Below are 25,732 nucleotides of genomic sequence, written 5' to 3'. Positions count from 1 at the left end.
CTCACCGGGCCACCTGGAACCGGCAGGCCGCGGCAGCCCGCTGCACCCGGCCCGGGTAGAACGGACCGATCAGGTCCAGCGGGTCGACCGGCGGCGCGGTCCCCGGAGCCGGAGCCGACGGTGCGGTCGCAGTGGTCTCGGCGGCGCGGACGTTGCGCACCACCGTCGGGGCCGGGGCGGGAGCGGGCGCACGAACGCTCACCCGCACAGCCTGCCGCGACATAGCGGTGCTCAGCGCACCCTTGCCGCGGACCTGGACGGCGTACACCCAACGCCCGGCCCGCTTCGGTCGGTGGACGACCCGGAACCGGCCCTTGCGGTCCGTCCGGACGTGGACCTTCGTGCGGGCCAGGAAGCCGCTGCTGCCGGTGACACGGACGGCGTACAGGTCGACCGTACGGCGTCCCTTGGGCCTGACCCGGCCCTCGATGACGAAGGGTCGGCCGGCGACCGCGGCCCGGCTGCGCTTGCGGAAGGCGATCGCCGGCGTCGCGACCACACGGAACGACCCGGTCGACTCGGGCTGCCCGTTGACGCCCGTCGCGACGACCGCGACCCAGCCGTTGCGCGTCACCCTGATCGGCACCTGGGTGAGGCCCGGCCCGGCGACGCCGGTCGCTACGGGCGCTCCCGCGGAGGCGTTCTCGGTGGTGGCGAAGTAGAGCGCGTAGCTGCCGGCCTGGAGCAGTCGGATCTGCTCGCGCGCGACGAAGGGGTACGTCGGCTGGCTGACCGCACAGCCCTCGCGAGCCCCGACCAGTGGGTCTACCAGGCGCACGAAGTCGACGGCAGACGGACGCAGGCTCCACAGGCCGTTGGGGTCGCTCGTGACGACCTCGAGCTGGGCGCGGCCGCCAGAGCCGCGGCGGCCCACGATGCAGGCCGTCACCCCCGCCGGCAGCGCTCCCCCCGCGCCGCACAGCGGGATCCGCTGCTGGAGCCCCGACCGGGTCCGGAAGACGGTCAGCTCCGTTGCCGGCCGCTGGTCCTGGAGCTCGAGGTAGAGCGTGCTGGGCACCGCCGGGCTCGCGATGCTGACGGCCGGCTGGAGGTCGCCCGTCTGGGCAGGAACCGCGCCCTCCTGGACCACGACGCCCGAGACGGGCTGCTGCGGCGAGAGCACCGCGATCTGGGGGTCCTCCGCGGTGGCGGCGGGCAGGCACGGCCGCGCGGCATCGGTGGCAACGCCGGGGACGCCGCAGGACGCCGTACCCAGTCGGGCCCCGGCGCGCAGGTCGCCGGTGATCGGGGCCGTGCCGGAGATGCTGAGACCGCCGGTGCGGACGTCGACCCGGCCGCTCCCGGCGTAGTTCACGTTGAGAGCGCTGGCGCCGCCCCCGGCCGACTTGAGGACGGTGCCGTTGTTGACGAGCTCGGCGAGGTCCGGTTCGGTCTGGTCGTTGGGCTTGCCCTCGAACACGATGGCGTCGCCCGCCAGCTCCAGGGTGCCGCCCGGTTGGACCGTGATCGCGGTGTCGCGGTCGGCGGCGACGTACCCGGCGCCCGTGAGGAGCAGTCGGCCGCCGGACGCGACGTCGACGGCGTAGCCGTCGGACAGGTTCACGCCGCGGCCGACGGTGGCCAGACCGTGGTCGAGGACCCGCAGGCGCCCACTGGTCGCCAGCTTGCCGGTGCTGTGGCCGCAGCTGGCCAGGTCGAGCCCCTGGATGTCGCAGATGTCGTTGTCGAGGGTGCTCACGCCGAAACCCGTCGCACCCCACTCCAGCGTGCCGGCGAGCTCGACCGTTCCGGTCCCCCCGAAGTAGCCGCCGCGCAGCCTCAGCTCGGCCAGCGGGCCGAGCGAGGAGAGGACGTCCCGGCCTGGACCGCCGTAGACCAGGAACCGCGAGTCGGTGACGGTGATCGTGACGTCGCCGGCAGCTCCGATCGCCTGCACGTGCACAGGGCTGTCGTCGGTCACCTCGACGGCGTAGGGCGCGGCGAGGTCGGGGAAGCACAGGATCACGGCCTCGGAGGCCGGAGCCACGTCACCCGTCCAGTTCGCCGCACTGTCCCACCGGTCGTTCGTGGCCCCGCCGTCCCAGACGAACCGGGTGAGCCCAGCGGGCACGGCACCCGTGCAGGGGTCGGCGGCGGCCTGCGCCGGACCCGCGGACCCCAGCACGGCCAGCAGGCTCACGGTCATCAGCCCACCGGTCGCCACGGCCAGGGCGCGCAGTCTCGTCATGCCATCCCCCACGAGGTCATCCCGAGACCGGGATCCAGCCTAGTGGCGATGCCGCCTCCGGTCAGCCGATGTCGCGACGCAGCGTGGTCAGCCTGCCGAGCACGGCGAACCCGCCGGCGTACGCCAGCAGCACCAGGACCGCGGCCCACCGCGGCAGCAGGTCGACGGTGCCGGCGCTGCCGAGGAAGGACGCGCCGATGAGGGAGTCCGCGGCGCCGCCCGGCAGGTAGGCGGCGACGCCGGCGAGCGAGTCGACCTGGCCGAGCCCGACCCGCACGATCGGCTCGACGAACTGGGTGAAGGCGAGGATCACGACGATCGCCGCGACCTGGTTGGACAGCACGCTGCCGACCGCGACGCCGATCACGGCCCACAGCGCGACGACGACCACGCCGAGCAGCAGGCCGGCGATCACGTCGCCGTCGCCGAGGAAGGCGCCGTCGCCCTGCGCCGCGAGCAGCGGCGCGCCACCGGCGACCACCGCGAGCTGGCCGACTACGCCGGCGGCGAGCCCGATCGGGACCACGGAGAGCAGCTTGGCGATCAGGAACCGGGTGCGGTCCGGCTCGACGAGCAGGCTCTGCGTGATCGTCTTGTGCCGGAACTCGGTGGTCATCGCCAGGCTGCCGATGACCAGCGGGAAGACGTAGCCGACGCCGTTGACCAGGGAGTACGTCGCCCGGGCGGCGTCCTCGCCGACCAGGGGCGGCTCGGCCCCGTCGGGCACGAAGACGAAGGACGCCGAGACGGCGGCGCCGATGAAGAGCAGGTAGGCGACCATCACGACCAGCAGCAGCCACCAGATCCTGGTGGAGACGAGCTTGCGGTACTCCGCCAGCAGCGCGGCCCTCATCGGTCAGCCTCCGCCCGGGTGAGCTCGAAGAAGAGCGCCTCCAGGTCGACGTCGCGCCGGACCAGCTCGTGGAGCTCGAGGCCGGCCGCGTGGGCGGCAGCGCCGACCTCGGCCGCGGTCGCGCCGTCGACGACGAGGCCGTCGCCGTCGGGCGTCGCGCTCCACCCGCGCTCGGCGGCCAGAGCGGTGAGAGCGTCGGGCCGCGGCGCGACGACGTACGCCGCCGGGGTGGCCCGGGTGCGCAGCTCGGCGAGCGAGGAGGCGTGGCGGAGCCGGCCCTGCGCGATGATCACGACCTCGTCGACGCTGGCCTCGACCTCGCGGAGCAGGTGGCTGGAGACCAGGACCGTGCGGCCCTCGTCGGCGAACTGCCGCAGCAGCCGGCGGATCCACACGATGCCCTCGGGATCGAGGCCGTTCGTCGGCTCGTCGAGGACGATGACCGGCGGGTCGGCGAGCAGTGCGGTCGCCAGGCCCAGCCGCTGCCGCATGCCGAGGGAGTAGCGCCCGACCCGCTGCTTCGCGGCGTGGTCGAGCCCGACCGCCTCGAGCACCTGGCGGCAGCGGGTCCGGGAGACGCCGACCTGGGGCGCGAACACCTCCAGGTGCGCGAGCCCGGTGCGCCCGGGGTGGAAGCTGGAGGCCTCGAGCGCGGCGCCGACGACGCGACCGGGCTGGGCGTGCGCGGCGTACTCCCGCTCACCGACCAGCGCGCGGCCCGCGCTCGGCCGGGTCAGGCCGAGGAGCATGCGCAGCGTGGTCGTCTTACCGGCGCCGTTGGGGCCGAGGAAGCCGGTGACCGCACCGGGACGCACGGTGAACGTCAGGTCGTCGACCGCCCGGACCGCACCGAACTGCTTGGTGAGGCCGTCGATCGCCAGCGTGGGGGCGCTCATGGTGACACCTTGCCAGCCCGGTGGTCGGCCATGACCGGCGGCCGCTTGTAACTACGTGTTACGTGCGCAGAACCGGCGCAACAACGCCCGGGTAGTAGCCACAGCACCCGGGTGGATGCCCAACATTCGGCCCAGGACAGGTCGCCGGGCATGGCAGCGCGCTCGACCGGTCGGACGACGCCTACCTCGGTGCTACGACATCCGCCCGGGTGCTCTGGCACCAAGAATCGCGCTGTAACACGTAGTTACAAGGGCGACCGGGGGTCACAGCGCCAGGCGCTCGCGTACGACGTCCGCGAGCCGCTGCGCGACACCGTCGGCCTGCTCGGCGGTGGGCGCCTCGACCATCACCCTGACGAGCGGCTCGGTGCCGGAGGGACGCAGCAGCACCCGGCCGGTGCTGCCGAGCTCGGCCTCGGCGCCGGCCACGGCCTCGAGCAGGGCCGGGTCGTCGGTTCGGGTGCGGTCGACGCCGGCGACGTTGACCAGGACCTGCGGGAGGCGGGTCATCACGCCCGCGAGCTCGCGCAGCGAGCGGCCGGTGGTGGCCATCCGGCGGGCGACGTGGAGGGCGGTGAGGATGCCGTCGCCGGTGGTGGCGTGCTCGCGCATGATGACGTGGCCGGACTGCTCACCGCCGAGGCTGAAGCCGCCGCGGCGCATCTCGTCGAGGACGTAGCGGTCGCCGACAGCGGTCTGCACGACGGTGACGCCGGCCTGCTCCATGGCCTGCAGCAGGCCGAGATTGCTCATCACGGTGGCGACCAGGGTGTCGTCGACCAGGCCGCCGGACTCGCGCAGCGCGAGCGCGAGGATGCCCATGATCTGGTCGCCGTCGACGACCTCGCCGGTGTGGTCGACGGCCAGGCACCGGTCGGCGTCGCCGTCGACCGCGAAGCCGGCGTCGGCGCCGTGGTCGAGCACGGCCTTGCGCAGCGGCTCGAGGTGGGTGGAGCCGCAGCCGTCGTTGATGTTGAGGCCGTCGGGCGAGGCGCCGATGGTGACCACGTCGGCGCCGGCCGCGCTCAGGGCACGGGGCCCGACCTCGCTGGCCGCGCCGTGGGCGCAGTCGAGGACCAGCTTGAGCCCGGCGAGCGGCTTGCCCATCGGGGCGTCGAGGGTGCGGACCAGGTGGTCGACGTACTCCTTGACGGTCGGTCCGTACGGCGTCACGCGGCCCACCGACGCACCGGTCGGCCGGTCCCAGTCCTGGCCGAGCAGCGCCTCGATCTCGCGCTCGAGCGCGTCGTCGAGCTTGACGCCGCCGCGGGCGAGGAACTTGATGCCGTTGTCGGGCATCGGGTTGTGCGAGGCGCTGATGACGACGCCGACGTCGGCGCCGAGGGCGTCGGTGAAGTAGGCGACGCCGGGGGTCGGCAGCACCCGCAGGCGCAGCACGTCGACCCCGGCGGAGGCGAGGCCCGCGACGACCGCGTGCTCGAGGAACTGCCCGGAGATCCGGGTGTCCCGACCGACGACGGCGAGCGGGCGGGGGCGGCTGTAGCCGCCGTGCTCGACGAGCACCCGGGCCGCGGCGCTGCCGAGGTCGACGGCCAGTTCGGCGGTCAGCTTGTCGTTGGCCAGGCCACGGACGCCGTCGGTCCCGAAGATGCGCGGCACGTGCTCTCCCTCTGCGGATGCTCGGTGGTGCGGTGAAATGCCGACAGGGCCACGGACCGCGGCTGCGGTGCGTGGCCCTGTCGTGAGATCTCCGGGGAGATCAGCGCTTGCTGTACTGCGGAGCCTTGCGGGCCTTCTTGAGACCGGCCTTCTTGCGCTCGGTCGCACGGGCGTCGCGGGTCAGCAGACCGGCCTTCTTCAGCGTCGGGCGGTAGGCCTCGAGGTCGATCCCGTTGAGGGAGCGAGCCACGCCGAGGCGCAGGGCGCCGGCCTGACCGGTGATGCCGCCGCCGTGGATGCGGGCGATCACGTCGAAGCGGCCCTCGAGGCCGAGAGCCGCGAACGGCTCGTTGACGACCTGCTGGTGCAGCTTGTTGGGGAAGTAGTCCTCGATGGTCCGACCGTTGATGGTCCAGGTGCCGGTGCCGGGGACGATGCGCACGCGGGCGACGGCCTCCTTGCGGCGACCGGTGGCCGCGCCGGGGGCGACGGTCACGGGCCGGTTGTCGGCGACGGCCGACGGGGAGGTCTCGCTGGTGTAGGCGACACCCTGCTCGTCGGTCTCGAAGGTCTCCTCGACCTCGGTGGTGTTCTCAGTCACGATGAAAAGTCCTCAGTCCGTTCAGATCTGTCGAGAAGTCACTGGGAGATCTGGGAGATCTCGTAGGGGACGGCCTTCTGGGCCTGGTGGGGGTGAGCCGGGCCGCTGTAGACCTTCAGCTTCTTGATCATCTGCCGGCCGAGACGGTTCTTCGGCAGCATGCCCCACACGGCCTTCTCGACGGCCTTGCGGGCGTCCTTGTCGAGGACCTCGCCGATCGGGGTCGCGGTCAGGCCGCCCGGGAAGCCCGAGTGGCGGTAGACCATCTTGTCGGCACGCTTGTTGCCGGACAGGGCGACCTTGTCGGCGTTGATGACGATGACGTAGTCACCGGTGTCGGCGTTCGGAGCGAAGATCGCCTTGTGCTTGCCGCGCAGCAGGTTGGCGGCGGTGACAGCCAGGCGACCGAGGACGACGTCGGTCGCGTCGATCACGAGCCAGGCGCGCTCGACGTCGCCGGGCTTCGGAGCGTAGGTGCGCATGATGCGTACCCTCCTTGCTAGTTCGTTGCCCGCACGACGGTCGCCGCCCGGGTTGCCGTCACGGGCCGGTGTGGACCGCTCGGGCGACGTCTCCTGACGAACTCAGCCCGGCCCACGCACGCTCGTCTCTCGACGATCCATGAGCGATCCGGGTCTGCCCCGACGGCCGACCCTGGGGGCGGCGTACGAAGCGGCAGAAGACGCGACCTGCAAGGCTACGGTGCCTCGTCGCCGACGGCCAAATCCCGGACCCCCGGAACCACGCTTCGGGACACCGCCTTTTGGCTCCGTGTCGTGGGCGACTAGGTTGCAAGGGTGACTGACTCTCTCACCGTACGCGACAACCGCACCGGCGCGGAGTACGAGATCCCGATCACCGACGGCACCATCAAGGCCGCCGACCTCGGGCAGATCAAGCTCAACGACGACGAGCCGGGCATCGCGACCTACGACCCGGGCTTCGTGAACACGGCCTCCTGCCGCAGCGCCATCACCTACATCGACGGCGACAAGGGCATCCTCGAGTACCGCGGGTACCCGATCGAGCAGCTCGCCGAGAAGTCGAACTTCCTCGAGGTGGCCTACCTCCTCATCCACGGCGAGCTGCCCACCAAGGAGCAGTACGACACCTGGGTGCACGAGATCACCTACCACACGTTCGTGCACGAGAACGTGAAGGGCTTCATGGAGGGCTTCCGCTACGACGCGCACCCGATGGGGATGCTGATGGCGTCGGTGGGGGCCCTCTCGACGTTCTACCCGGAGTCGGCCCGCATCGAGGACCCCGACAACCGCCACATCCAGATCGTCCGGATGATCGCCAAGATGCCGACCCTCGGCGCCTGGGCCTTCCGCCACGCGCAGGGCAAGCCCTACGTCTACCCGGACAACGAGCTGTCGTACGCCGAGAACTTCCTCTCGATGCTCTTCAAGATGAGCGAGACGAAGTACGCCGGCGACCCGCGCATCGTCAAGGCGCTCGACACGCTGTTCATCCTTCACGCCGACCACGAGCAGAACTGCTCCACCAATGCCGTCCGCTCGGTCGGCTCCTCGCAGGTCGACCCCTACTCGGCCGTCGCCGCCGGCATCGGTGCGCTCTACGGTCCGCTGCATGGCGGCGCCAACGAGGCCGTTCTCAAGATGCTGCGCCGGATCGGGACCGTCGAGAACATCCCCGCCTTCATCGAGGGTGTCAAGAACGGCGAAGAGCGGCTGATGGGCTTCGGCCACCGGGTCTACAAGAACTTCGACCCGCGCGCCAAGATCATCAAGAAGGCCTGTGACGACGTCTTCGAGGTCACCGGGGTCAACCCGCTGCTCTCGGTCGCCAAGGAGCTGGAGCGGATCGCGCTGGAGGACGAGTACTTCATCAAGCGCAAGCTCTACCCCAACGTCGACTTCTACTCGGGCCTGATCTACGAGGCGCTCGAGTTCCCGCCCGAGATGTTCACGGTCCTGTTCGCGATCGGCCGCACCCCCGGCTGGCTCGCGCAGTGGCTGGAGCTGACCGGCGACAAGGAGCAGAAGATCGCTCGCCCGAAGCAGATCTACACCGGCGACCGCGGCCTGACCTTCGTTCCCGCCGAGGAGCGCTGGGCCTGATCCCCGCCTGTCTCCTCGAGGCTCGTCTCGACCCCGGTCACCTGGTGACCGGGGTCGTTCGCATTTGCCGACATCGCAGGTCCTTGCCGTCGAGCCGCTCACGGCCCGATAGTTCACGGTATGGTCCACCGCCCCTCCCGCCGTCGCAGGACGCTAGCCCTCTGCCTGGCGCTCATGAGCAGCGGGATCGTGCTCGCCGGAGCGTCCTCCGCCGAGCCGGCTGCTGCGATGCCGCCGCTCCCGACCGGCGGGCTCGTCGAGGTCGACTGCTCGACCGGACCTGTCCACCTCAACCTGGCTTGGGGGCAGTACCTCCTCCGCGGGAAGTGCGGTGACGTCTACGTCCAGTACAAGTACGCGAAGGTCTACCTCGAGTCCGCCGAGCGGTTGTTCGTCCTCAGCGACGACAACCTGGTGATGGCGGACACGGTGGGCAGGCTGGTGATCTCGAGCACCGGGAGCACCATCGAGGTGTCAGGCCGGGTCGGCTCCGTGGCGACCGATCGCGGCTGCTGCAACAAGCTGAGGCTGGGCCCGACTCGCCGCGTCGTGCTGCGCGACCAGTTCACTCGAGCCGTCTTCAAGCGCCTCGACCGTCTCGTCGTGCGCGGCACTCACAACCGAGTACGGGTCGAGCGCGGGCGCACCCGCGTGACCTCGAACGGCAGGGACCACGTCCTGCGGCTGCGGCGGGCCTAGCCCTGTCGTTGCGGGTACGGCGGCAGCGCGGCGTCGTACAGCCACGGCCGCAGCACCGCCGCGACGTCCGCACCCGTGTGCGCGGACGCGAAGTCGAGGAAGTCGCCGGTGGTGACCGACTCCCCCGCCCGCGAGGAGGCCCAGTCGCGCAGCACGGCGAAGAACGCGTCGTCGCCGACGGCGATGCGCAGGGCATGGAGGGCGAGGGCGCCGCGCTTGTAGACGCGGTCGTCGAACATCAGCTCCGGGCCGGGGTCGGCGAGCAGCAGGTCCTGGTCGAGGTCGGCGAGGCGCTCGTGGTGGTGGCGGGCCCACCCGTCGCAGGTGCGTGGGCCGCCGCTCTCCTCCGACCACAGCCACTCGGCGTAGCAGGCGAATCCCTCGTGCAGCCAGATGTCCTGCCAGCGGCGCAGGGTGACGGCGTTGCCGTACCACTGGTGGGCGAGCTCGTGGGCGATCAGCCGGACCTGCGACCAGTCGGAGGAGCAGAAGTTGCGCCCGAAGGTCGACAGGCTCTGGCTCTCGAGGGGGATCTCGAGGTCGTCGTCGGTGATCACGGCCGCGTACGAGTCGAACGGATACGGCCCGAAGACGCGCTCGAAGAAGGCGAGCATCGCGGGCTGCTGGTCGAAGGAGTCGACCAGGTCGGCGTCCGGCGGCCCGATGGTGCGGGTGCGGGCGTCGTGCTCGGTCGTCTCGTAGCGGCCGATCTGGACGGTCGCGAGGTAGGTGGCCATCGGCCGGTCCATCGCCCAGGTCCAGCTCTCCAGGCTCGCGCGGCGCTGGTGGGCGACGAGGGTGCCGTTGGCGACCACCGTGTAGCCGGTGGGCGCGGCCAGGGTGAGCCGGTACGTCCCCTTGTCGTCGGGCCGGTCGTTGCACGGGAACCAGGTCGGCGCGCCGTGCGGCTGGGCGGCCACGATCACCCCGTCCTCGAGCTCCTCCCAGCCGGCGTCGCCGTGGTACTTGTCGATCACCGGCTTCGGCGAACCGCCGTACACGATCGTCAGCCGCAAGGACGCGCCTGCGGCGACCGGGCGGTCGAGCTGCAGCACGAGCCGGTGGTCGCGGCCCGTCCACTTCTTGACCCGGCCGCCCTCGAGCCGCACCTTCGAGGCCCGCAGGTGCGCGAGGTCGAGCACCAGGCGAGCGGTCTGCTCGCGTACGACGAGGTCGAGCACCGCGGTGCCATTGAGGCGGTTGCCGTCGGGGACGTAGACCAGGTCGAGGTCGTAGTGCCGCACGGCGTACGACGGGTCGCCGTGGCCGGGCAGGTACGGGTCGGCGGTGGGCAGGTGGGGCACGAGCAACGACCTCAGTCGGCCCACGGACCGATGGGGTTGCCGATCCAGCGCGTCTTGTCCGGCACGGACTCCCCCCTCATCACCAACGACACCGGGCCGACCGTAGCGTGCCTGCCCAACGACGCGGCAGGCAGCACCACGGAGTTGGGGCCGACGGTGGCGCCGCGGTGCAGCCGGACCGTGTCGGTGGCGAGCAGCCGGTCGTGGAACAGGTGGGTCTGCACGACGCTGCCCTGGTTGACGGTGGCGCCGTCGCCGAGCTCGACGAGGTCGGGCTCGGGCAGCCAGTACGACTCGCACCACACGCCGCGGCCGACCTTGGCACCCATCGCCTTGAACCACACGGCGATCAGCGGCGATCCGGTGGCAAGACCTGCGAACCACGGGGTCGCGACCACCTCGACGAAGGTGTCGGCGAGCTCGTTGCGCCACACGAAGGAGCTCCACAACGGGTGCGAGCCGGCCCGCACCCGGCCGACCAGCAGCCACTTGGCGAGGATCGCCACGACGCCGGCGACGAGGCCGGCGGCCCACAACAGCAGCGGTACGACGACCACGCCGGCCAGCGCCCCGTGCCGGTCCCACACGGCGAGGGTCCCCAGCACCACGGCGAGGTGCAGGGCCACGGCCAGCGTGACGGGCAGCAGCCGGGCGACCTCCCAGCACGCGCGCGCGACCTTGAGCCGGGCCGGCGGGGCGTAGGTGCGCTCGTCGGCGGAGCCCTGCGCGGCCCGGCGCAGGGGCGCGGGCGGGCTGCCGAGCCAGGACTCGCCGGCCTTGACGGTGCCACGGGCCGGGGCTGCGGAGAGGACCGCGACCAGCGAGCGCTTCGGCACCTTCCGGCCAGGGGCTGCCATCGCGGAGTTGCCGACGAAGGCGCGCTTGCCGACCTTGACCCGCTCGGCACGCAGCCAGCCGCCGCCGAGCTCGTAGCCGCCGATCAGCGTGTCGTCGGCGAGGAACGCCTGGTCGCTGACGCTGACCAGCGACGGGATCATCAGCGCGGTGGAGGCCTCGACGTCCTTGCCGATCCTCGCGCCCAGCAGCCGCAGCCAGCCGGGCGTCAGCTGTGAGCTGTAGAGCGGGAACAGCCAGGTCCGGGCCTCGTCGAGCACCCGGATCGTCGACCACACGCACAACGCCGGGCGGCTCTGCAGCGGGTGCGCGCCGGCCCTGACTCCGAGCGCGAGGAGTCGCACGGCCGCCAGGATCAGCAGCGCCAGCACGACGACGCCGGCCAGTACCGCGGGCACCAGCCAGGGCAGCAGCGCGGCGGCCGCGCCGCCGGCGCTGGCGGTCGTGCCGACGCCGGCGAGCAGCAGCACCGGGACCGCGACCACCAGCACCGCGATCGCCGGCAGGCAGGACAGCAGACCCGCCACGGCGCCGTACGCGATCGCCCAGGTGCGCAGCGAGCGGCGCGACGCCGGCGGACGCTCGGCCCACGGGCCGCGGGCCGCTGAGCTCATCCGGACCGCGGGCGCTCCGGACCAGAACTCGCCCGTGGGCACCTCGCCGAAGACCGCGGAGCCGGGCGCAACCTCGGCGTCGTCGCCGACGACGGCACCGGGGCAGAGCATCGAGCGGGTGCCGACCCGGGCGCGGCGCCCGACCCGGATGCCACCGACGTGGAGGGTGTCACCGTCGATCCAGTAGCCGGTCAGGTCGACCTCCGGCTCGATCGACGCACCCTTCCCGACGGTCAGGTGGCCGGTGACGGGGGGCAGCGAGTGCAGGTCGGCGCCGCGGGCCACCTTGGCGCCCAGCAGGCGCGCGTACCAGGTGATGTACGGCGCCCCCGCGAGCCGGGTCGCGCCGAGCTCGTCGGCCAGCCGTTCGGCCGTCCAGATCCGCAGGTGCACCTTGCCGCCGCGCGGGTAGGCGCCCGGCCTCACGCCGGCGAGCACCGCCTGGGCGAGCTTGGCGGCCAGGAACATCCTCCCCGGCGGGCTGACGAACACGACGAGCAGCAGCGCCAGCACCCACCACGGCACGGCCGGCAGCCAGGCGACGTCGAGCACGTCGTGGCCGAGCCTGGCGAGGGTCAGGATCCCTGCGATCCACCGGGGTGCGGCGAGCGCGCGCAGCAGCGGGATCGCCAGCACCTGGCCGACCTGGGTCTTGCGCGGGATCGGCTTCACCTTGCGGCTCTGCTCGGCCAGCGCGCTCGGTTCGAGCGAGTCGAGGAAGCCGGCCAGCCCGTCGACCGTGGGGTTCTCGTAGAGGTCGGCGACGGTCAGCTCGGCGTGGTCCTTGCGCAGGAGCGTCACCACCTGAGCGGCGGTGAGGCTGCCGCCGCCGAGGTCGAAGAAGTCCGACTCCCGGCCGTCGGGCGCGGCACCGATCACCTTCTGCCAGACCTCGGCGATCCGGGCGGCGGTGCCGTGCAGGCCCGCATCGGCGGGGTCGGCGGCGGCGAGCGGCCAAGGCAGCGCGTCCCTGTCGACCTTGCCGGAGGTGCGGGTCGCGATGTCGTCGACGACCGCGAGGCGGGGCACGAGCGCGGCCGGCATGGTGGCCCGCAGGTGGGCGGTGGCCGCGGCGCCGTCGTACTCCGCCGTGGTGGCGACGTAGCCGACGAGGAGCTGGTTGCCCGTGCTGGTGCGGCGTACGGCGGCCGCCGCCGCGCTCACGCCGGGCAGTGCAAGCAGCGCGGAGTCGATCTCGCCGAGCTCGATCCGGCGACCGCCGACCTTGACCTGGTCGTCGGCGCGGCCGGCGAACTGCAGGCCGGCCGGGTCGTTGACGACGATGTCGCCGCTGCGGTAGGCCCGGTCCCAGCCGAGCGTCGGCATCGGGGCGTACTTCTCGGCGTCCTTGGCGGGATCGAGGTAGCGGGCCAGGCCGACGCCGCCGATGATCAGCTCGCCGCGCTCCCCCTCCGCCACGGGCTCACCGGTCGCAGGATCGACGACGACCAGGTCCCAGCCGGCCAGCGGGAGGCCGATCCGCACCGGGCCGTCCGCGTCGACCAGCGCGCCGCACGCGACGACGGTGGCCTCGGTGGGGCCGTAGGTGTTCCACACCTCGCGGCCGGGCCGGACCAGGCGGACGGCCAGCTCGGGAGGCAGCGCCTCGCCGCCGAGGATCACCATCCGCACCTTCTCCAGGGCGTCGTCGGGCCACAGGCTCACCAGCGTCGGGACGGTCGAGACGATCGTGATGTCGTTGGCGGTCAGCCACGGGCCGACATCGACGCCGCTGCGGACCAGCGCGCGGGGCGCGGGGACCAGGCAGGCGCCGTACCGCCAGGCGAGCCACATCTCCTCGCAGCTCGCGTCGAAGGCGACGCTCAGACCCGCCATCACCCGGTCGGCGGGACCGACGGGATCGTCCTGCAGGAACATCAGCGACTCGGCGTCGACGAAGGCCGCGGCGTTGCGGTGCGTGACGGCGACGCCCTTGGGGGTGCCGGTCGAGCCGGACGTGAAGATCACCCACGCGTCGTCCTGCGGCATCGGGTCCCGCCGGGCCCGGGGCGCACCCTCGCGGCGGGACTCGATGACCAGGCCCGCGCCGATCAGCGCGGCGATCTGCGCCTCGCCGAACACCAGCCGGGCACGCTCGTCGGGATCGTCGGCGTCGACCGGCACGTAGGCCGCGCCGGCGAAGAGGATCCCCATGATCGCGACGTACAGGTCGGTCGTGCCGGACGGCAGCCGGACCCCGACCTTGTCGCCCGCCCCGATCCCGAGCTCCGCGAGCTCGACCGCCACGGTCTCGGCCGCCTCCGCGAACTCTGCGTAGGTGACCGTGTCGTTGCCGCTGTCGAGCGCCATCGCGTCGGGGTGGTCGGCCGCCGTACGCCGGAAGACGTCGACGAGCGTGCGCGACGCGGGTGCTTCGGCGCCGCGGAGCAGGGGGTTCACCTCTCGATCCTCGTCGACGGAGGTGAACGGGAAGTGGCCTGCGGATGCGTGGTCCGTTGTGCCCGTTTGTGATGTGGGACACAATCTGCGACGTGAGCGCGACGACGGAGTCCACCACCCCACCGACCAAGGCCTGGCCGCCCGCCACGCCGCCCGAGCCCACCTACGTCGAGGACCGGCTCAACTACTGGGCCGAGGCCACGCCCGACGCCGAGGCGATGACCTACCTCGGCCGCACCTGGACGTGGAAGGAGTGGCACGACCGGGTCCACCGTGCGGCCGGCGGGCTGCGCGACCTCGGCATCGCGCGCGGTGACGTCGTCTCGTTCCTCGACAAGAACCACCCGGCCTGCGTGGAGATCAGCCTCGCCGCCGGCTCGATCGGCGCCGCCAACGCGATCATCAACTGGCGCTCGGCGGGCGACGAGATCGACTACGCCGTCAACGACTCCGGCGCGAAGGTGCTCTTCGTCGGCCGCGAGCTGATGCCGACCATCACGGCGATCCGCGACCGGCTGCCGAACGTGCAGAAGATCATCGAGGTCACCCCCGAGGGCGGGGAGGACGACGAGTACGAGCAGTTCCTCGCCTCGTCCACCCCGTGCGACGACGGTCCCGACGTGCTCGAGGACGATGTGTGCCTGGTGATGTACTCCTCCGGCACGACCGGGCGGCCCAAGGGCGTCATGCTCACCCACCGCAACATGGTCCGGCACACGATCAACGGCCACGACGGCTGGGGATTCGAGCCCGGCGACAAGTCGATGGTGGCCATGCCGCTGTTCCACGTCGGCGGGTCGTCGTACGTCCTGTTCGGCATCCACGACGGCATCCCCAGCGTGATGACCCGCGAGCCCGACGCCGCCTCGCTCGCCGGCGCGATCATGGCCGGCGCCAACCGCACCTTCCTCGTCCCCGCCGTCCTGGCCCAGGTGCTCCAGGCGGGTCCCGACGCGGTGAAGCTGTTCGGGCTGCTCAAGACCTACACCTACGGCGCCGCGCCGATGCCGCCGCCGCTGCTGCGCGCCGCGATGGAGGCCTGGCCCGACACCGACTTCATCCAGGTCTACGGACTCACCGAGGTCGCCGGCGTCGCCACCCACCTGATGCCCGAGGACCACCGCACCGCCGAGGCCGACGGCCACCCGGAGCGACTCGTCTCGGCCGGCAAGCCGCTGCCCGAGTGCGAGGTCCGGATCGTCGACCCTGCGTCGTTGACGGACGTGGGAGTGGGCGAGCACGGGGAGATCTGGCTGAAGACCCCGCAGCTGATGAAGGGCTTCCTCAACAAGCCGGAGGCCACCGCCGAGGTGATCACCGACGACGGCTGGTTCCGCACCGGCGACATGGGTCACGTCGACGAGGACGGCTACGTCTTCGTCTCCGACCGGCTCAAGGACATGATCATCACCGGCGGCGAGAACGTGTACTCCCCCGAGGTCGAGCGGGTCCTCTCCGAGCACCCGGGCGTGCTCGAGGTCGCGGTGATCGGCGTACCCGATCCGACGTGGGGCGAGTCGGTCAAGGCCGTCGTCGCGCTGCGCGAGGGCTCGGACGCCACCGAGGTCGAGCTGATCGAGTGGACCCGCGAGCGGCTCGCGCACTACAAGGCGCCGAAGTCGGTCGACATCATCACCGCGCTGCCACGCAACCCCACCGGCAAGATCCTCAAGCGCGAACTGCGCAAGCCGTACTGGGAGGAGCAGGAGCGGCAGGTCTGAGAGCGCTGCTCGTTCCGCGCGCCCTGCGCCCCGCTCCTCGCGCTGTAACACGCTGTCCTCCTGACTGATCGGCGCTTGTCAGCAGGAAAATGCCGATTTCTGGCCGATTTCTGCTGACAACCGCCGGGTAGTCGCATGGACAGCGTGTTACTTACATCCGCACAGCGACGCTCACGGCGACCAGCGCGGAAGGACCGGCCCGCGCTGTACGACGACCCGCGGTTTGGGACCACGAGGTCGGAACTGCGCGAGGTCGGAGACGTCCGTACCGAACCGGGAGCAGGTGTCGAGGAACTCGCGCCGACAGCGCTCGAGGGCGGTGGTGCGCCCGCGGCCGAAGAAGTCGTTCCAGGTCAGCCGTGACACGCCGGTCTTGAAGCCGGTCACGAAGTCCTGGCGGAGCTTCTCGTCCCAGAGCGTCTCCTCGGGTGGCTTCAACGACAGACCGCCGGCATGGGCAGGCCGCAGCTTCAGCTTGCTGTCGATCTCGAAGAAGTGCCGGCCCAGACGAAGATCGCACCATGCCGTGCGACCGTCCGCGGTCAACCCGAACTGGGGCTGCGGAACGCCGTACCCGAGCTCGGACACGAAGTCCCTCCCGAGGGTCTCGGCGACAGAGTCGGTCAGCGGCGACGTCGACGCGACGACGTCGTCGACCACGGTGACATATGGCCAGTGCCTCATCGCGGCGGCCGCCACCGAGAGGTCCACCCGCGTCGCGCCCGCCCGGAGCGCGGAGTCAGCGGCAACGAGGCCCTGGAGGTAGCCGTGCTCGCGGGCGATGTCGAGACTGGTCCGCGCCAGGTCGAGGGCAGGAAAGCCGTCGACAAGCACCACCTGTTCGCCCCGGTACGGCGCCAGGTGGTGCTTCACTCCGTGGCGCAGGTGGGAGCCGACGATGCCGGGACGGCCGACGTGCGTGATCGGCTTTCGCTCGTGGAGGACCTCCAACTGCTGGAGGTGGGCCGAGGAGTGGTGGGACAGGACGTGCGGGGCATCGACGCGCAGGCTCGCGGCACGGTCGGCGAGCACCCGACGCTGGACGTCCGTGGTGAGCGCGTCGACGTACGCCTTCTCGGCATAGACGCCGCGCCGCACCGTGACCCACGAGCCCGACCGGAGCAGGCCGTCGATCTGGTGACCGGCCATCCCCGCCTCCATCGCCTGGCGTCTCGTGACCAGTCCTCCTTGCGCGCTCATCAGCGCCACTACCCGAGCGTTCATGGAGACGAGGATCAGCGCCACCCGCGGCCATCCGCGCCGAACCTCGCCGCCCTGTGGAGGGAGCCCCTGCCGAGCGGCCCCTGTGGACGCTCGAGGACACGTCCTGGGGCGCGTGAGCCCGCCGAAGTAACACGCCGTCCACCCGACTGGTCGGCGCAAGTCAGCAGAATCGGACCCGAATCGATGCCATTTCAGCTGAGAACCGCCCGGTAGACAGATGGACAGCGTGTTACTTGTCCCGGCCGCCACGCCCGCCCGACCAGCCTCTCAGGGCAAGTCCTCACCCCGTCCTCAGCCGGATCACAGGGACACTCACCACGATGGGGGCATGACCCAGTTCCCGCCGCCGCCTCCGTTCCCGCCGGCCTCGTTCGGACCGACGCCGTCCCCACAGCGGCGTCCCCGCCGGGCCGGGTTCGCGGTGGCGGTGCTGACCGGTGCCCTGGTGGTCGGTGGCGGGGCCGGGGTCGCCACGGCGGCGATCTACGACAGCGCGTCGGGCGGCTCCGGTGGTTCCGGCAACACACCCCTCTCGGTGGTCGACAACGGCAACCCCAAGCCGGCGTCGGGCAGCGTGGAGGCGGTCGCTGCCGCCGTACTGCCGTCCGTGGTGGCGCTCGACGTCAGCGGCGGCGGGGCGGCGGGCAGCGGGTCGGGTGTCGTGCTCGACACGGAGGGCCTGATCCTCACCAACGACCACGTGGTGACCCTCGGCGGGGAGATCCCGGCCGACCAGGCCGAGGTGACCGTGTCGTTCAACAACGGCAAGAAGGTGCGCGCCACCGTCGTCGGCACCGACCCGCTGACCGACACCGCGCTGGTCAAGGTCGAGGGCGTCGCCGACCTGAAGCCGATCACCATCGGCAAGTCGAGCAACCTCGACGTGGGCGAGCAGGTCGTCGCGATCGGGTCGCCCTTCGGCCTGGACGCTACGGTCACCAGCGGCATCGTCAGCGCGCTCGACCGCCCTGTCGAGGTCGCCCGCGACGCGCAGGGCAACGCCACGGCGTACCCCGCCATCCAGACCGACGCGGCGATCAACCCGGGCAACAGTGGCGGCCCGCTGGTCAACATGGACGGCCAGCTGGTCGGCATCAACGCGTCCATCCGGTCGACGTCGTCGGGTCAGCAGGGTGCCGAGTCGGGCTCGATCGGACTGGGCTTCGCGATCCCGATCGACGAGGTGCTGCCGATCATCGACCAGCTCCGGTCGGGCGAGACGCCGACGCACGCACGGCTGGGCATCCAGGTCGCCGACGTCGGTGGTACGGCGGGCTCGAGCGACACCACGCTCAGCGGCGCCCGCATCGCCCAGCTCGAGAAGGGCTCGGCCGCGGCCGACGCCGGCCTGAAGCAGGACGACGTCATCACCGCGATCGACTCCCACCAGATCGACGGCAGCGAGGCTCTGATCGCGACGATCCGCTCCTACCGACCCGGCGACAGCGTCAAGGTGACCTACCTGCGGGGCGGCAAGGAGAGCACGACCGAGCTCAAGCTCGGCTCGGACTCCTAGTGTCCTGTCGACACTAGGAGCCGCCGCCCCCGGCCTTGCGCCGGTGCATCTTCGGAGCGCCGCCGACGACCTCGGAGCCGTGTGCCTTCTCCTTGGTCGGCCCGTCCGCGTGGACGCCCTGCTCCTTGTGGTTCTTGCGGTCGAGGGCCTCGCGCATCTTCGCCTTGAGATCGTCGTTCGCACCGTTGGCAGTCATGGACGTCCTTCCACAGCAAGAGGGGTGACACCCCCACCGTTGCATCCCGGCGCGCCGGAACCAAGGGATTAATCGCGCGGGGCGGCGATCTTCTGCAGCTCGGCCGAGCGGGCGGTCGGCGCGAAGCCCATCAGCTCGTTGACGGCGATCATCGGGCCGTTGACCTCGGCGTTCCAGGTCACGACGCGGCGCCCGGTCGTGTCGAGGTCGCGCTGCAGGGCCCGCAGGTTCGCGACCTTGAGCGCCAGGCCGAGCCGGTGCCCGCGGTGGTCGCGCCGCACCAGCGTGCCCCACTGGTGCACGAAGACGGGCTCGTGGTCGGGGACCATCAGCTGCGTGTAGCCGACGACCTCACCGGCACCGTCGAGCGCGACCGTGTGCCACGGCGTGCGGCCCTGGCGGGCCTGGAGCGCCTCGGCGGTGCGGTACGCCGCGACGTCGGCGGACTCCTCCTCGCGCGTCACCTCACCGGCCGGCGCCTCGGTCAGCAGGGTGCTGGAGACGGCCAGCCAGCCGGCGACGAGGTCGTCGGGGATCGGCCCGGCCCACGACACGATCCGGTACGCCGCGTGGTGCGCCGCCGCACCAGCGGCCAGCTCCGCGAGCCGGTCGTCCGTGGCGGGCAGCGGCAGCTCGCGCTGCACCTCGCCGATCCCGAACCCGTAGCCGTGGCGGGCCGCGAAGGCGATCCCGGCCGTACCGGCGCCGTCGGCGGGACCGTCGTAGGTCCACTGGGCGCGGGCATCGAGGCGGGTCCGGCCCTCGCCGGCCGCGAGCTCCTCGAGCCGGTCCAGCAGCTGCCCGCCCAGGCCGCGGCGGCGGTGGGACGGCAGCACGTGGACGTCGAGCTGGGCTCCGTCGAGGTTGTCGAGCAGGCGCACCGCCAGCCAGCCGGCGGCGACCGGCTCCCCGCCGACCAGCCCGAGCAGGAAGGAGTCGCGGCGCAGCCGGTCCGGCTCACGTACGACGACCGCGAGCTCCTCGGCGGCCCACGGCGTCGCGTGGTGGCCGAGCTCGTGGCGCAGCGAGGCCGCGACCACGTCGGCCCAGGCGAGGATCGCGGCGTCGTCGCCCGGCCCGATCGTGACCAGCTCCAGCGCACTCATCGGGCCCGGGCCACTCGTCCCTCGTCCCAGACCGGCCCGTCGGACTCGTAGACCGTGCCGTCGGCGCCGAACACGCAGAACCGGTCGAACCCGCGGGCGAACCAGCGGTCGTGGGTGACCGCGACGACGGTCCCATCGAAGGCGGCCAGGCCCTCCTCGAGGGCCTCGGCAGACTGCACGTCGAGGTTGTCGGTGGGCTCGTCGAGCAGCAGCAGGGTCGCCCCGGACAGCTCGAGCAGCAGGATCTGGAAGCGTGCCTGCTGACCGCCGGACAGCGACTCGAAGGGCTGCTCGGCACTGGCCGCGAGCTCGTAGCGGTCGAGGACCCGGCTCGCCTGCTCGCGCCCCATCCCCTGGCGCCCGTTCGGTACGCCGTCGCCGCGGTGCAGGATCTCGACCAGCGTCCGGCCGACCAGCTCGGGGTGCTCGTGGGTCTGCACGAACCAGCCCGGCCGCACCCGGGCACCCAGCCGGGCCCGACCGCTGTGCCGCACCGGCGCGATCTCGACGTCCCCGACCGGGCGGTGCTCCACGTCGGGGTCGCTGCCGCCCGCGGCGAGCAGCCGCAGGAAGTGGGACTTGCCGGAGCCGTTGGACCCCAGCACGGCCAGCCGGTCGCCGTACCAGACCTCGAGGTCGAAAGGCTTCATCAGGCCGGTCAGCTCCAGCGACTCGCACACCACCGCGCGCTTGCCGGTCCGCGCCCCCGAGAGCCGCATCGTGACCTGCTGCTCGCGCGGCTGCTCGGTCGGCGGGCCGGCCTCCTCGAACTTGCGCAGCCGGGTCTGCGCCGCGCGGTACTGCGACGACATGCCGTCGTTGTACTCCGCCTTGATCTTGAGCCGCAGCACCAGGGCCTTGATCTTGGCGTGCTCCTCGTCCCAGCGCCGGCGCAGCTCGGCGAAGCGGGCGAACCGGTCCTTCCTGGCCTCGTGGTACGACGCGAAGCCGCCCGGGTGCGTCCAGACGCTGTTGCCCCCGCCGCCCGCCCCGAGCTCGACGGTGACCACGTGGGTGGCGGCGTTGGCGAGCAGCTCGCGGTCGTGGCTGATGAACAGGATCGTCTTGTCGGAGGCGGCGATCCGCTGCTCCAGCCAGATCTTGCCGGGGACGTCGAGGAAGTTGTCGGGCTCGTCGAGGAGCAGCACCTCCTCCGGTCCGGCGAGGAGGTACTCGAGCACGAGCCGCTTCTGCTCGCCGCCGCTCAACGTGCGCAGCTCGCGGTACTTCGCCCGGTCGTAGGGCAGTGCCAGCGCCTTGACGGTGCACACGTCCCAGACCACCTCGACGTCGTAGCCGCCGGCGTCGGCGTACTCGGCCAGGGCGTGGGCGTAGGCCAGCTGGGTGGCCTCGTCGTCGGTGTCCATCAGGGCCAGCTCCCAGCGGTCGACCTCGGCCGCCGCCTTGCGGACCCGCTCGGGCGCGAGGCCGAGCAGCAGGTCCGCGATGGTCGGCTCGTCGCCGAGGCCGCGGTCGACCATCTGGCGCATCACGCCGAGCCCGCCGGAGCGGGTGACCGCACCGGCGTGGGGCACGAGGTCGCCCGTGATGATGCGCAGCAGGGTGGTCTTGCCCGCACCGTTGGCGCCGACCAGCGCGACCTTGGCGCCGTCCCCGACCCGGAACGACACGTCGTCGAGCAGCACCCGCCCGTCGGGCAGCTCGAACCGGACACCGGCGACCTCCACATGACCCACGAGGCTCGATTCTCCGCGAAGAGGCCGCCGGCCGCGAACCGATTTCACCGCCCCGTGCGGCTCCGAGGAACGAGGCGGCGCACGGACCAGGCGGGGAGGTCGAGTAACGCAGCGACCGAGGCACGAGGTCGCGACGCGCTTATCGAGATCAAGCTCGCCGCTCCAGCACGGGCACCTTCGAGCGCGTGCACGCCGCGGTCAGCAGCGCCGCGAGCACCGGAACCCCGAGCCCCACGCCCGCGAGGTTCGCCCACGGCACCGTGAACGACGGCGCCCCGAACGTCGCCCGCAGGGCGTAGGACACGAAGCTGCCGAGCAGCACTCCGACCAGAGCGCCGACCCCCGAGATGACCAGGGCCTGCGCGCCGGCCAGCCGGCGTCGTACGGCGGGATCGGCTCCCACCGCGGACAGGGTCGCCAGCTCGCGACGGCCCTCGGCCGCGGAGAGCGCGACGGCGATCGCGACGCCGATCAGGGTGACCAGCCCGGCGACGCCGCCGACGACGAGCAGCGCGATGCCGTAGTCGTCGTGGTACGGCTCCCCGATCGAGGCACCTGCACGGTGTCCCTCCCGCGCCGCGCGTACGCCGGCCCGCACCTCGGCCGGCGTGGCGTCGGCGGCGTAGGTGATCAGCCGGGTGGCGTCGGGGATCGGCACCAGCCCGTTCGCGGCGGCCGTCTCGGCGCTCATGAAGACACCGGGCAACGAGGTGTAGAAGGTCGTGCGCGGCGCCACCCGCGCGGGCAGCTCCAGCCGCGGGATGTCCGCCTCGGCGCCCTCCGCGTCGATCTTGAGGTCGAGGCTCGCAGTGACCTTGCCGTCGGCGTCGACCATCGACGGCGAGGTGGCGAGGACCTCTCCTCGGTCGAGGGCCGCCTGCTCCTCGGCGGTGAGGTCCCGCCCGAGGGTGAGCCGCACCACCGCCGGGTCCGCGATCGCCGCCGAGCCGGTGCTGCCGTAGGTGACGCAGCTGCTGTCGCAGGCCAGGTTGTCGTTGAACCAGATCGACTGGACCGGTGTCGCGCCCAGCTCCTGCTGGGACTCCGGTACGGCGTAGCCGAGCTCGAAGGGGGCCAGCACCTGCGCGCCGGGGAGGACGGCCGCCGCCCGCTCGGTCGCCGCGGTGGTGATCGCAGTGGTCTCGGCCTGGCCGTCGCCGTACTGCGCGTAGACCCGCATCGTGTGCTCCGGCAGGTCCGGCAGCCAGCGGGCCTCGTCGGCGCGCGCCGACCCGGTCATCGCGAACGCCGCCACGACCGATCCGGCGACGGCCAGCATGATCGCGCTGGTGGCGGGTCCGGTGCGGTGGCGGTGGCGGTCGGCGTCGCGCACCGCCAGTCGTCCGGGCAGCGGCAGCCGGGCGCCGATCCGGCCCAGCAGGCCGAGCAGGGACGGCATCACCAGTACCAGGCCGGCGACGCCCGCGACAGCACCGGCGAGCACGAGCGCGATCGGGACGGTCGGGCTGGGCGCCTGGAGCGAGACCCCGGTGAGGCGGGCGGTGGACAGCGCGTCGCCGTACGCCGCGAAGTCGCCGGCCATCATGCCGCTGCCGACCAGGCCGAGGACGACGCCGGCGCCGATGGCGAGGACTCCCACGATAGCGGTCCGCCGGGAGTGCTGCCGACTGGTCCGGAACCGGCCCGACAGCGCGTCGAGCGGCTGCTTGCGGGCCGCGCCGATCGCGGGGACGACGGCCGCCAGCACCCCGGACAGCACGCCGACCACGACCGCGATCAGCACCTCGGGCCCGATCCGGAAGACCGGCAGCACCTCGCCGTTGAGCCACTCCCACAGCGGCCAGCCGAGGCGGGCGACCAACAGGCCGGCGGCGACCCCGCCGGCGGTGCCGAGCACGCCGAGGGTGGCGCCCTGGACGAGCAGGACCGCCCGCAGCTGGCGCGGCGAGGCGCCGCCGGCGCTGATCAGGCCCATGTCGCGGACCTGCTTGCGCGCGCCGACCGCGAAGGCCGCGCCGGCCAGCAGGATCACCTCGAGCAGGCCGAGTCCCACGATCAGGGTGGTCAGCGCGACCCCGCGCACCTGGTCGAGGGTGACCGGCTCGTCCCAGGTCTGGTAGCGGTCCCGGTGGAGGTAGGTGTCGCGCGGGTAGAGCAGGACGCCCTGCTGGGCGAGGCGGTGCGCGAGCGCGTCGGCGCTCACTCCGGGCGGCAGGTCGACGAGGTACGTCGGCGAGTTGTCGTAGGGCCCGTCGGCCCGCGGCTTCGGGACGACCTGCTGCCCCGGCTGGGCGTAGGAGCTGCTGCAGCGCAGGCACTGCGCGTCGCGGACGATGCCGCTGACGGTGATCTCGGTGCCGGACAGGTCGTCGGTGACCACGTCGCCCGGGCCGACACGGAGCTTGTCCGCGGTGCGCTGGCTGATCGCGATCTCGCCGGCGCCGGGGTACGCGCCGTCGCGCAGCTGGAGCCGGTCGGGCTGGAAGACCGACGGCATCGTCGCCTGGGACAGGGGCCCCTCGTCGTAACGGTCACCCTTGCGGAGCAGCAGGAACGGACCGCCGTCGCTCGCGCCGGCGACCTCGAGCTCGGTCCCCGGCGGCAGCAGGCCGGGCACGTCGACCGTCGCGGGGTCGCGCTCGCCGACGGTGGAGTAGCCGCCGTTCCACTCGGAGATGAGGCGGAAGTCCTTGATCCGCTCCGCCGGGGTGACGACGAGCTTGGCGTCGGCGCTGCCGAGGTTCCGCTGGGCGTACGCCGCCGGGGAGTCGCTCGAGCGGTGCAGCACGTCGCTGAACGTGGCCACCGCGACCGGGAGCCCGATGAGCAGCGCGATCAGGATCGACCGGGCGAGGTTGCGGCGGATCGAGCGCCGGGCCATCCGCTGGGCCGGCCGCCACACGCTCACGTCAGTGCCCCGAGGTCGAGCACGGCCGGCGCGTCGGCCGTCGTCTCGTCGACGATGGCGCCGTCGCTGATGAACACCACCCGGTCGGCCCAGGCGGAGTGCCGGGGCTCGTGGGTGACCAGCAGGCAGGCGGCACCGGCGTCGCAACGCGCCCGCAGCAGGCGCAGCACGCCCTCCCCGGTCTCACTGTCCAGCGCCCCGGTCGGCTCGTCGGCGAGCACCAGGCGCCGCGGGCCGATCAGGGCGCGGGCGATCGCGACCCGCTGCTGCTGGCCACCGGACATCTCGTCGGGGAACCGGTCGGCGACCTCGCGCAGGCCGATCTCCTCCAGCGCGGCGAGCGCCTCGGTCCGGGCCTCGGCGGCCGGGGTGCCGTCGAGCTCACGGGGCAGCGCGATGTTCTCGGCAGCGGTCAACGACGGCACCAGGTTGAGGTCCTGGAAGACGTAGCCGATCGAGCGGCGCCGCAGCCGGGCCAGCTCCTTGCGCGCCAGTCCGGACAGCGACCTGCCTTCGACGAGGACGTCGCCGGTGCTCGGGGCGTCGAGACCGCCGGCCAGGTGCAGCAGGGTGCTCTTGCCGGAGCCCGAGGCACCGCGTACGGCGACCAGCTCACCCGGGGCGACCGAGAGCGAGGCCGCGTGCAGGGCGGTCACCAGGGTCTCGCCGACGCCGTACACCTTGCCGGCGTTGCGGATCTCCAGGACGGGGTTGGCGGTCACTGGACGGCCTCCTTCTCGGGGGTCTTTGCGGTTCGGGCCTTGCGGAGCCGGGCTTCACACCGGTCGAGCCAGCTGACCTCGGCCTCGACGGCGAAGATCAGCGAGTCGACCACCATCACCCGGGCCAGGTCCTCGTCCGGGACGGACGCCTTGACGCGGGTCAGGGACTGTAGGGAGCTCATCGCCTGTCGGCGCTGGGCCTGCACCACCTCGCCGGCCTCGACGCCCGGCGTGCTGACCGCCATCGCCAGCTTGATCGCGAGCTCGTCGCGCGGTCGCGACTCCTGGGCGATCGGGGAGCGGAACCAGCCGGCGAGCTCCTCGCGACCGGCAGGGGTGAGCGCGTAGACCACGCGCCCGTCGTCGTCGGGCACCCCGTCGGCCTCGATCTGGCCGCCCTTCTCGAGGCGCTGGAGGGTCGAGTAGACCTGCCCGATGTTCAGCGGCCAGGCCGACCCGGTCGTGGCCTCGAACTCGGCCTTCAGCTGGTAGCCGTACTTCGGGCCCGGCGCCAGGAGCGCCAGAAGACCATGCTTGATGGACATAGGTACGGAGTATGCATAC

General features: G+C 72.3%; 19 protein-coding genes. 4 read left to right on the top strand and 15 right to left on the bottom strand.

Translation table 11 applies throughout. The features are described 5' to 3' along the window. Position 1: 1 nt before the first annotated feature. The 6 genes from QI633_RS05095 to rplM form a co-directional block, all read right to left on the bottom strand. Entirely contained in the window at positions 2–2,188 is a 2,187-nt protein-coding gene (locus QI633_RS05095; RefSeq protein ID WP_282428322.1) for a hypothetical protein, read from the bottom strand. Positions 2,189–2,249: 61 nt separating this feature from the next. Further along, positions 2,250–3,041: an ABC transporter permease gene (locus tag QI633_RS05090; RefSeq protein ID WP_282428321.1), complete on the bottom strand. Its 792-nt coding sequence runs from the start codon at positions 3,039–3,041 to the stop codon at positions 2,250–2,252. Continuing rightward, positions 3,038–3,937 (bottom strand): ATP-binding cassette domain-containing protein, encoded by a 900-nt coding sequence (locus QI633_RS05085; protein WP_141800131.1) that lies wholly within the window; start codon positions 3,935–3,937, stop codon positions 3,038–3,040. The genes QI633_RS05090 and QI633_RS05085 overlap by 4 nt, the downstream gene beginning before the upstream one ends. 264 nt (positions 3,938–4,201) lie before the next feature. Then, positions 4,202–5,557, bottom strand: a complete 1,356-nt coding sequence (gene glmM / locus QI633_RS05080) for a phosphoglucosamine mutase (RefSeq protein ID WP_282428320.1) — start codon at positions 5,555–5,557, stop codon at positions 4,202–4,204. A gap of 100 nt (positions 5,558–5,657) precedes the next feature. Further along, on the bottom strand, positions 5,658–6,158 hold the full coding sequence (gene rpsI, locus QI633_RS05075; RefSeq protein WP_141800133.1) for a 30S ribosomal protein S9: 501 nt from the start codon (positions 6,156–6,158) through the stop codon (positions 5,658–5,660). A 38-nt stretch (positions 6,159–6,196) separates the two neighbouring features. After that, the gene (gene rplM / locus QI633_RS05070; RefSeq protein ID WP_141800134.1) at positions 6,197–6,640 is read right to left on the bottom strand and encodes a 50S ribosomal protein L13; all 444 of its coding nucleotides are present in this window, start codon (positions 6,638–6,640) and stop codon (positions 6,197–6,199) included. 315 nt (positions 6,641–6,955) lie between these two features. Here rplM and QI633_RS05065 point away from each other — a divergent pair, with 315 nt between their 5' ends. Both QI633_RS05065 and QI633_RS05060 read left to right on the top strand, forming a co-directional pair. After that, positions 6,956–8,245, top strand: a complete 1,290-nt coding sequence (locus QI633_RS05065; RefSeq protein WP_141800135.1) for a citrate synthase — start codon at positions 6,956–6,958, stop codon at positions 8,243–8,245. A 174-nt stretch (positions 8,246–8,419) separates the two neighbouring features. Further along, positions 8,420–8,944, top strand: a complete 525-nt coding sequence (locus QI633_RS05060; protein WP_282428319.1) for a hypothetical protein — start codon at positions 8,420–8,422, stop codon at positions 8,942–8,944. On the opposite strand, the gene QI633_RS05055 is transcribed toward QI633_RS05060, so the two are convergent. Together QI633_RS05055 and QI633_RS05050 are read right to left on the bottom strand one after the other, a co-directional pair. Then, on the bottom strand, positions 8,941–10,248 hold the full coding sequence (locus QI633_RS05055) for a M1 family metallopeptidase (RefSeq protein ID WP_282428318.1): 1,308 nt from the start codon (positions 10,246–10,248) through the stop codon (positions 8,941–8,943). The two genes, QI633_RS05060 and QI633_RS05055, sit on opposite strands and share 4 nt — an antisense overlap. 11 nt (positions 10,249–10,259) lie before the next feature. Next, positions 10,260–14,117 (bottom strand): Pls/PosA family non-ribosomal peptide synthetase, encoded by a 3,858-nt coding sequence (locus QI633_RS05050; RefSeq protein WP_282428317.1) that lies wholly within the window; start codon positions 14,115–14,117, stop codon positions 10,260–10,262. 92 nt (positions 14,118–14,209) lie between these two features. Here QI633_RS05050 and QI633_RS05045 point away from each other — a divergent pair, with 92 nt between their 5' ends. After that, positions 14,210–15,838: a long-chain-fatty-acid--CoA ligase gene (locus QI633_RS05045; RefSeq protein WP_222117910.1), complete on the top strand. Its 1,629-nt coding sequence runs from the start codon at positions 14,210–14,212 to the stop codon at positions 15,836–15,838. Between the two features lie 171 nt (positions 15,839–16,009). Here QI633_RS05045 and QI633_RS05040 read toward each other — a convergent pair whose 3' ends face one another. Beyond that, positions 16,010–17,062 (bottom strand): type IV toxin-antitoxin system AbiEi family antitoxin domain-containing protein, encoded by a 1,053-nt coding sequence (locus tag QI633_RS05040; RefSeq protein WP_282428316.1) that lies wholly within the window; start codon positions 17,060–17,062, stop codon positions 16,010–16,012. Between the two features lie 328 nt (positions 17,063–17,390). Here QI633_RS05040 and QI633_RS05035 point away from each other — a divergent pair, with 328 nt between their 5' ends. After that, the gene (locus QI633_RS05035; RefSeq protein WP_141800139.1) at positions 17,391–18,578 is read left to right on the top strand and encodes a trypsin-like peptidase domain-containing protein; all 1,188 of its coding nucleotides are present in this window, start codon (positions 17,391–17,393) and stop codon (positions 18,576–18,578) included. A 13-nt stretch (positions 18,579–18,591) separates the two neighbouring features. Here QI633_RS05035 and QI633_RS05030 read toward each other — a convergent pair whose 3' ends face one another. From QI633_RS05030 to QI633_RS05005, 6 genes are all read right to left on the bottom strand, one after another. Further along, positions 18,592–18,774, bottom strand: a complete 183-nt coding sequence (locus QI633_RS05030) for a DUF5302 domain-containing protein (RefSeq protein ID WP_141800140.1) — start codon at positions 18,772–18,774, stop codon at positions 18,592–18,594. Positions 18,775–18,842: 68 nt separating this feature from the next. After that, positions 18,843–19,880, bottom strand: a complete 1,038-nt coding sequence (locus tag QI633_RS05025; protein ID WP_282428315.1) for a GNAT family N-acetyltransferase — start codon at positions 19,878–19,880, stop codon at positions 18,843–18,845. Next, positions 19,877–21,577: an ATP-binding cassette domain-containing protein gene (locus tag QI633_RS05020; RefSeq protein WP_141800142.1), complete on the bottom strand. Its 1,701-nt coding sequence runs from the start codon at positions 21,575–21,577 to the stop codon at positions 19,877–19,879. Before QI633_RS05020 ends, QI633_RS05025 begins: the two co-directional genes overlap by 4 nt. A 148-nt stretch (positions 21,578–21,725) precedes the next feature. Next, positions 21,726–24,446: an ABC transporter permease gene (locus QI633_RS05015; protein WP_282428314.1), complete on the bottom strand. Its 2,721-nt coding sequence runs from the start codon at positions 24,444–24,446 to the stop codon at positions 21,726–21,728. After that, positions 24,443–25,168 carry an ABC transporter ATP-binding protein gene (locus QI633_RS05010; protein ID WP_141800144.1) on the bottom strand — a complete coding sequence of 242 codons (726 nt, stop codon included), beginning with the start codon at positions 25,166–25,168 and terminating at the stop codon, positions 24,443–24,445. Before QI633_RS05010 ends, QI633_RS05015 begins: the two co-directional genes overlap by 4 nt. Next, the gene (locus tag QI633_RS05005; protein WP_141800145.1) at positions 25,165–25,713 is read right to left on the bottom strand and encodes a PadR family transcriptional regulator; all 549 of its coding nucleotides are present in this window, start codon (positions 25,711–25,713) and stop codon (positions 25,165–25,167) included. The genes QI633_RS05010 and QI633_RS05005 overlap by 4 nt, the downstream gene beginning before the upstream one ends. Positions 25,714–25,732: the final 19 nt, after the last annotated feature.

The sequence above is a fragment of the Nocardioides sp. QY071 genome (assembly GCF_029961765.1).
Taxonomy (GTDB): Bacteria; Actinomycetota; Actinomycetes; order Propionibacteriales; family Nocardioidaceae; genus Nocardioides.
The sequence above is the reverse complement of the archived record's forward strand: the minus strand, read 5'-3'. Positions and strand labels throughout refer to the sequence as shown.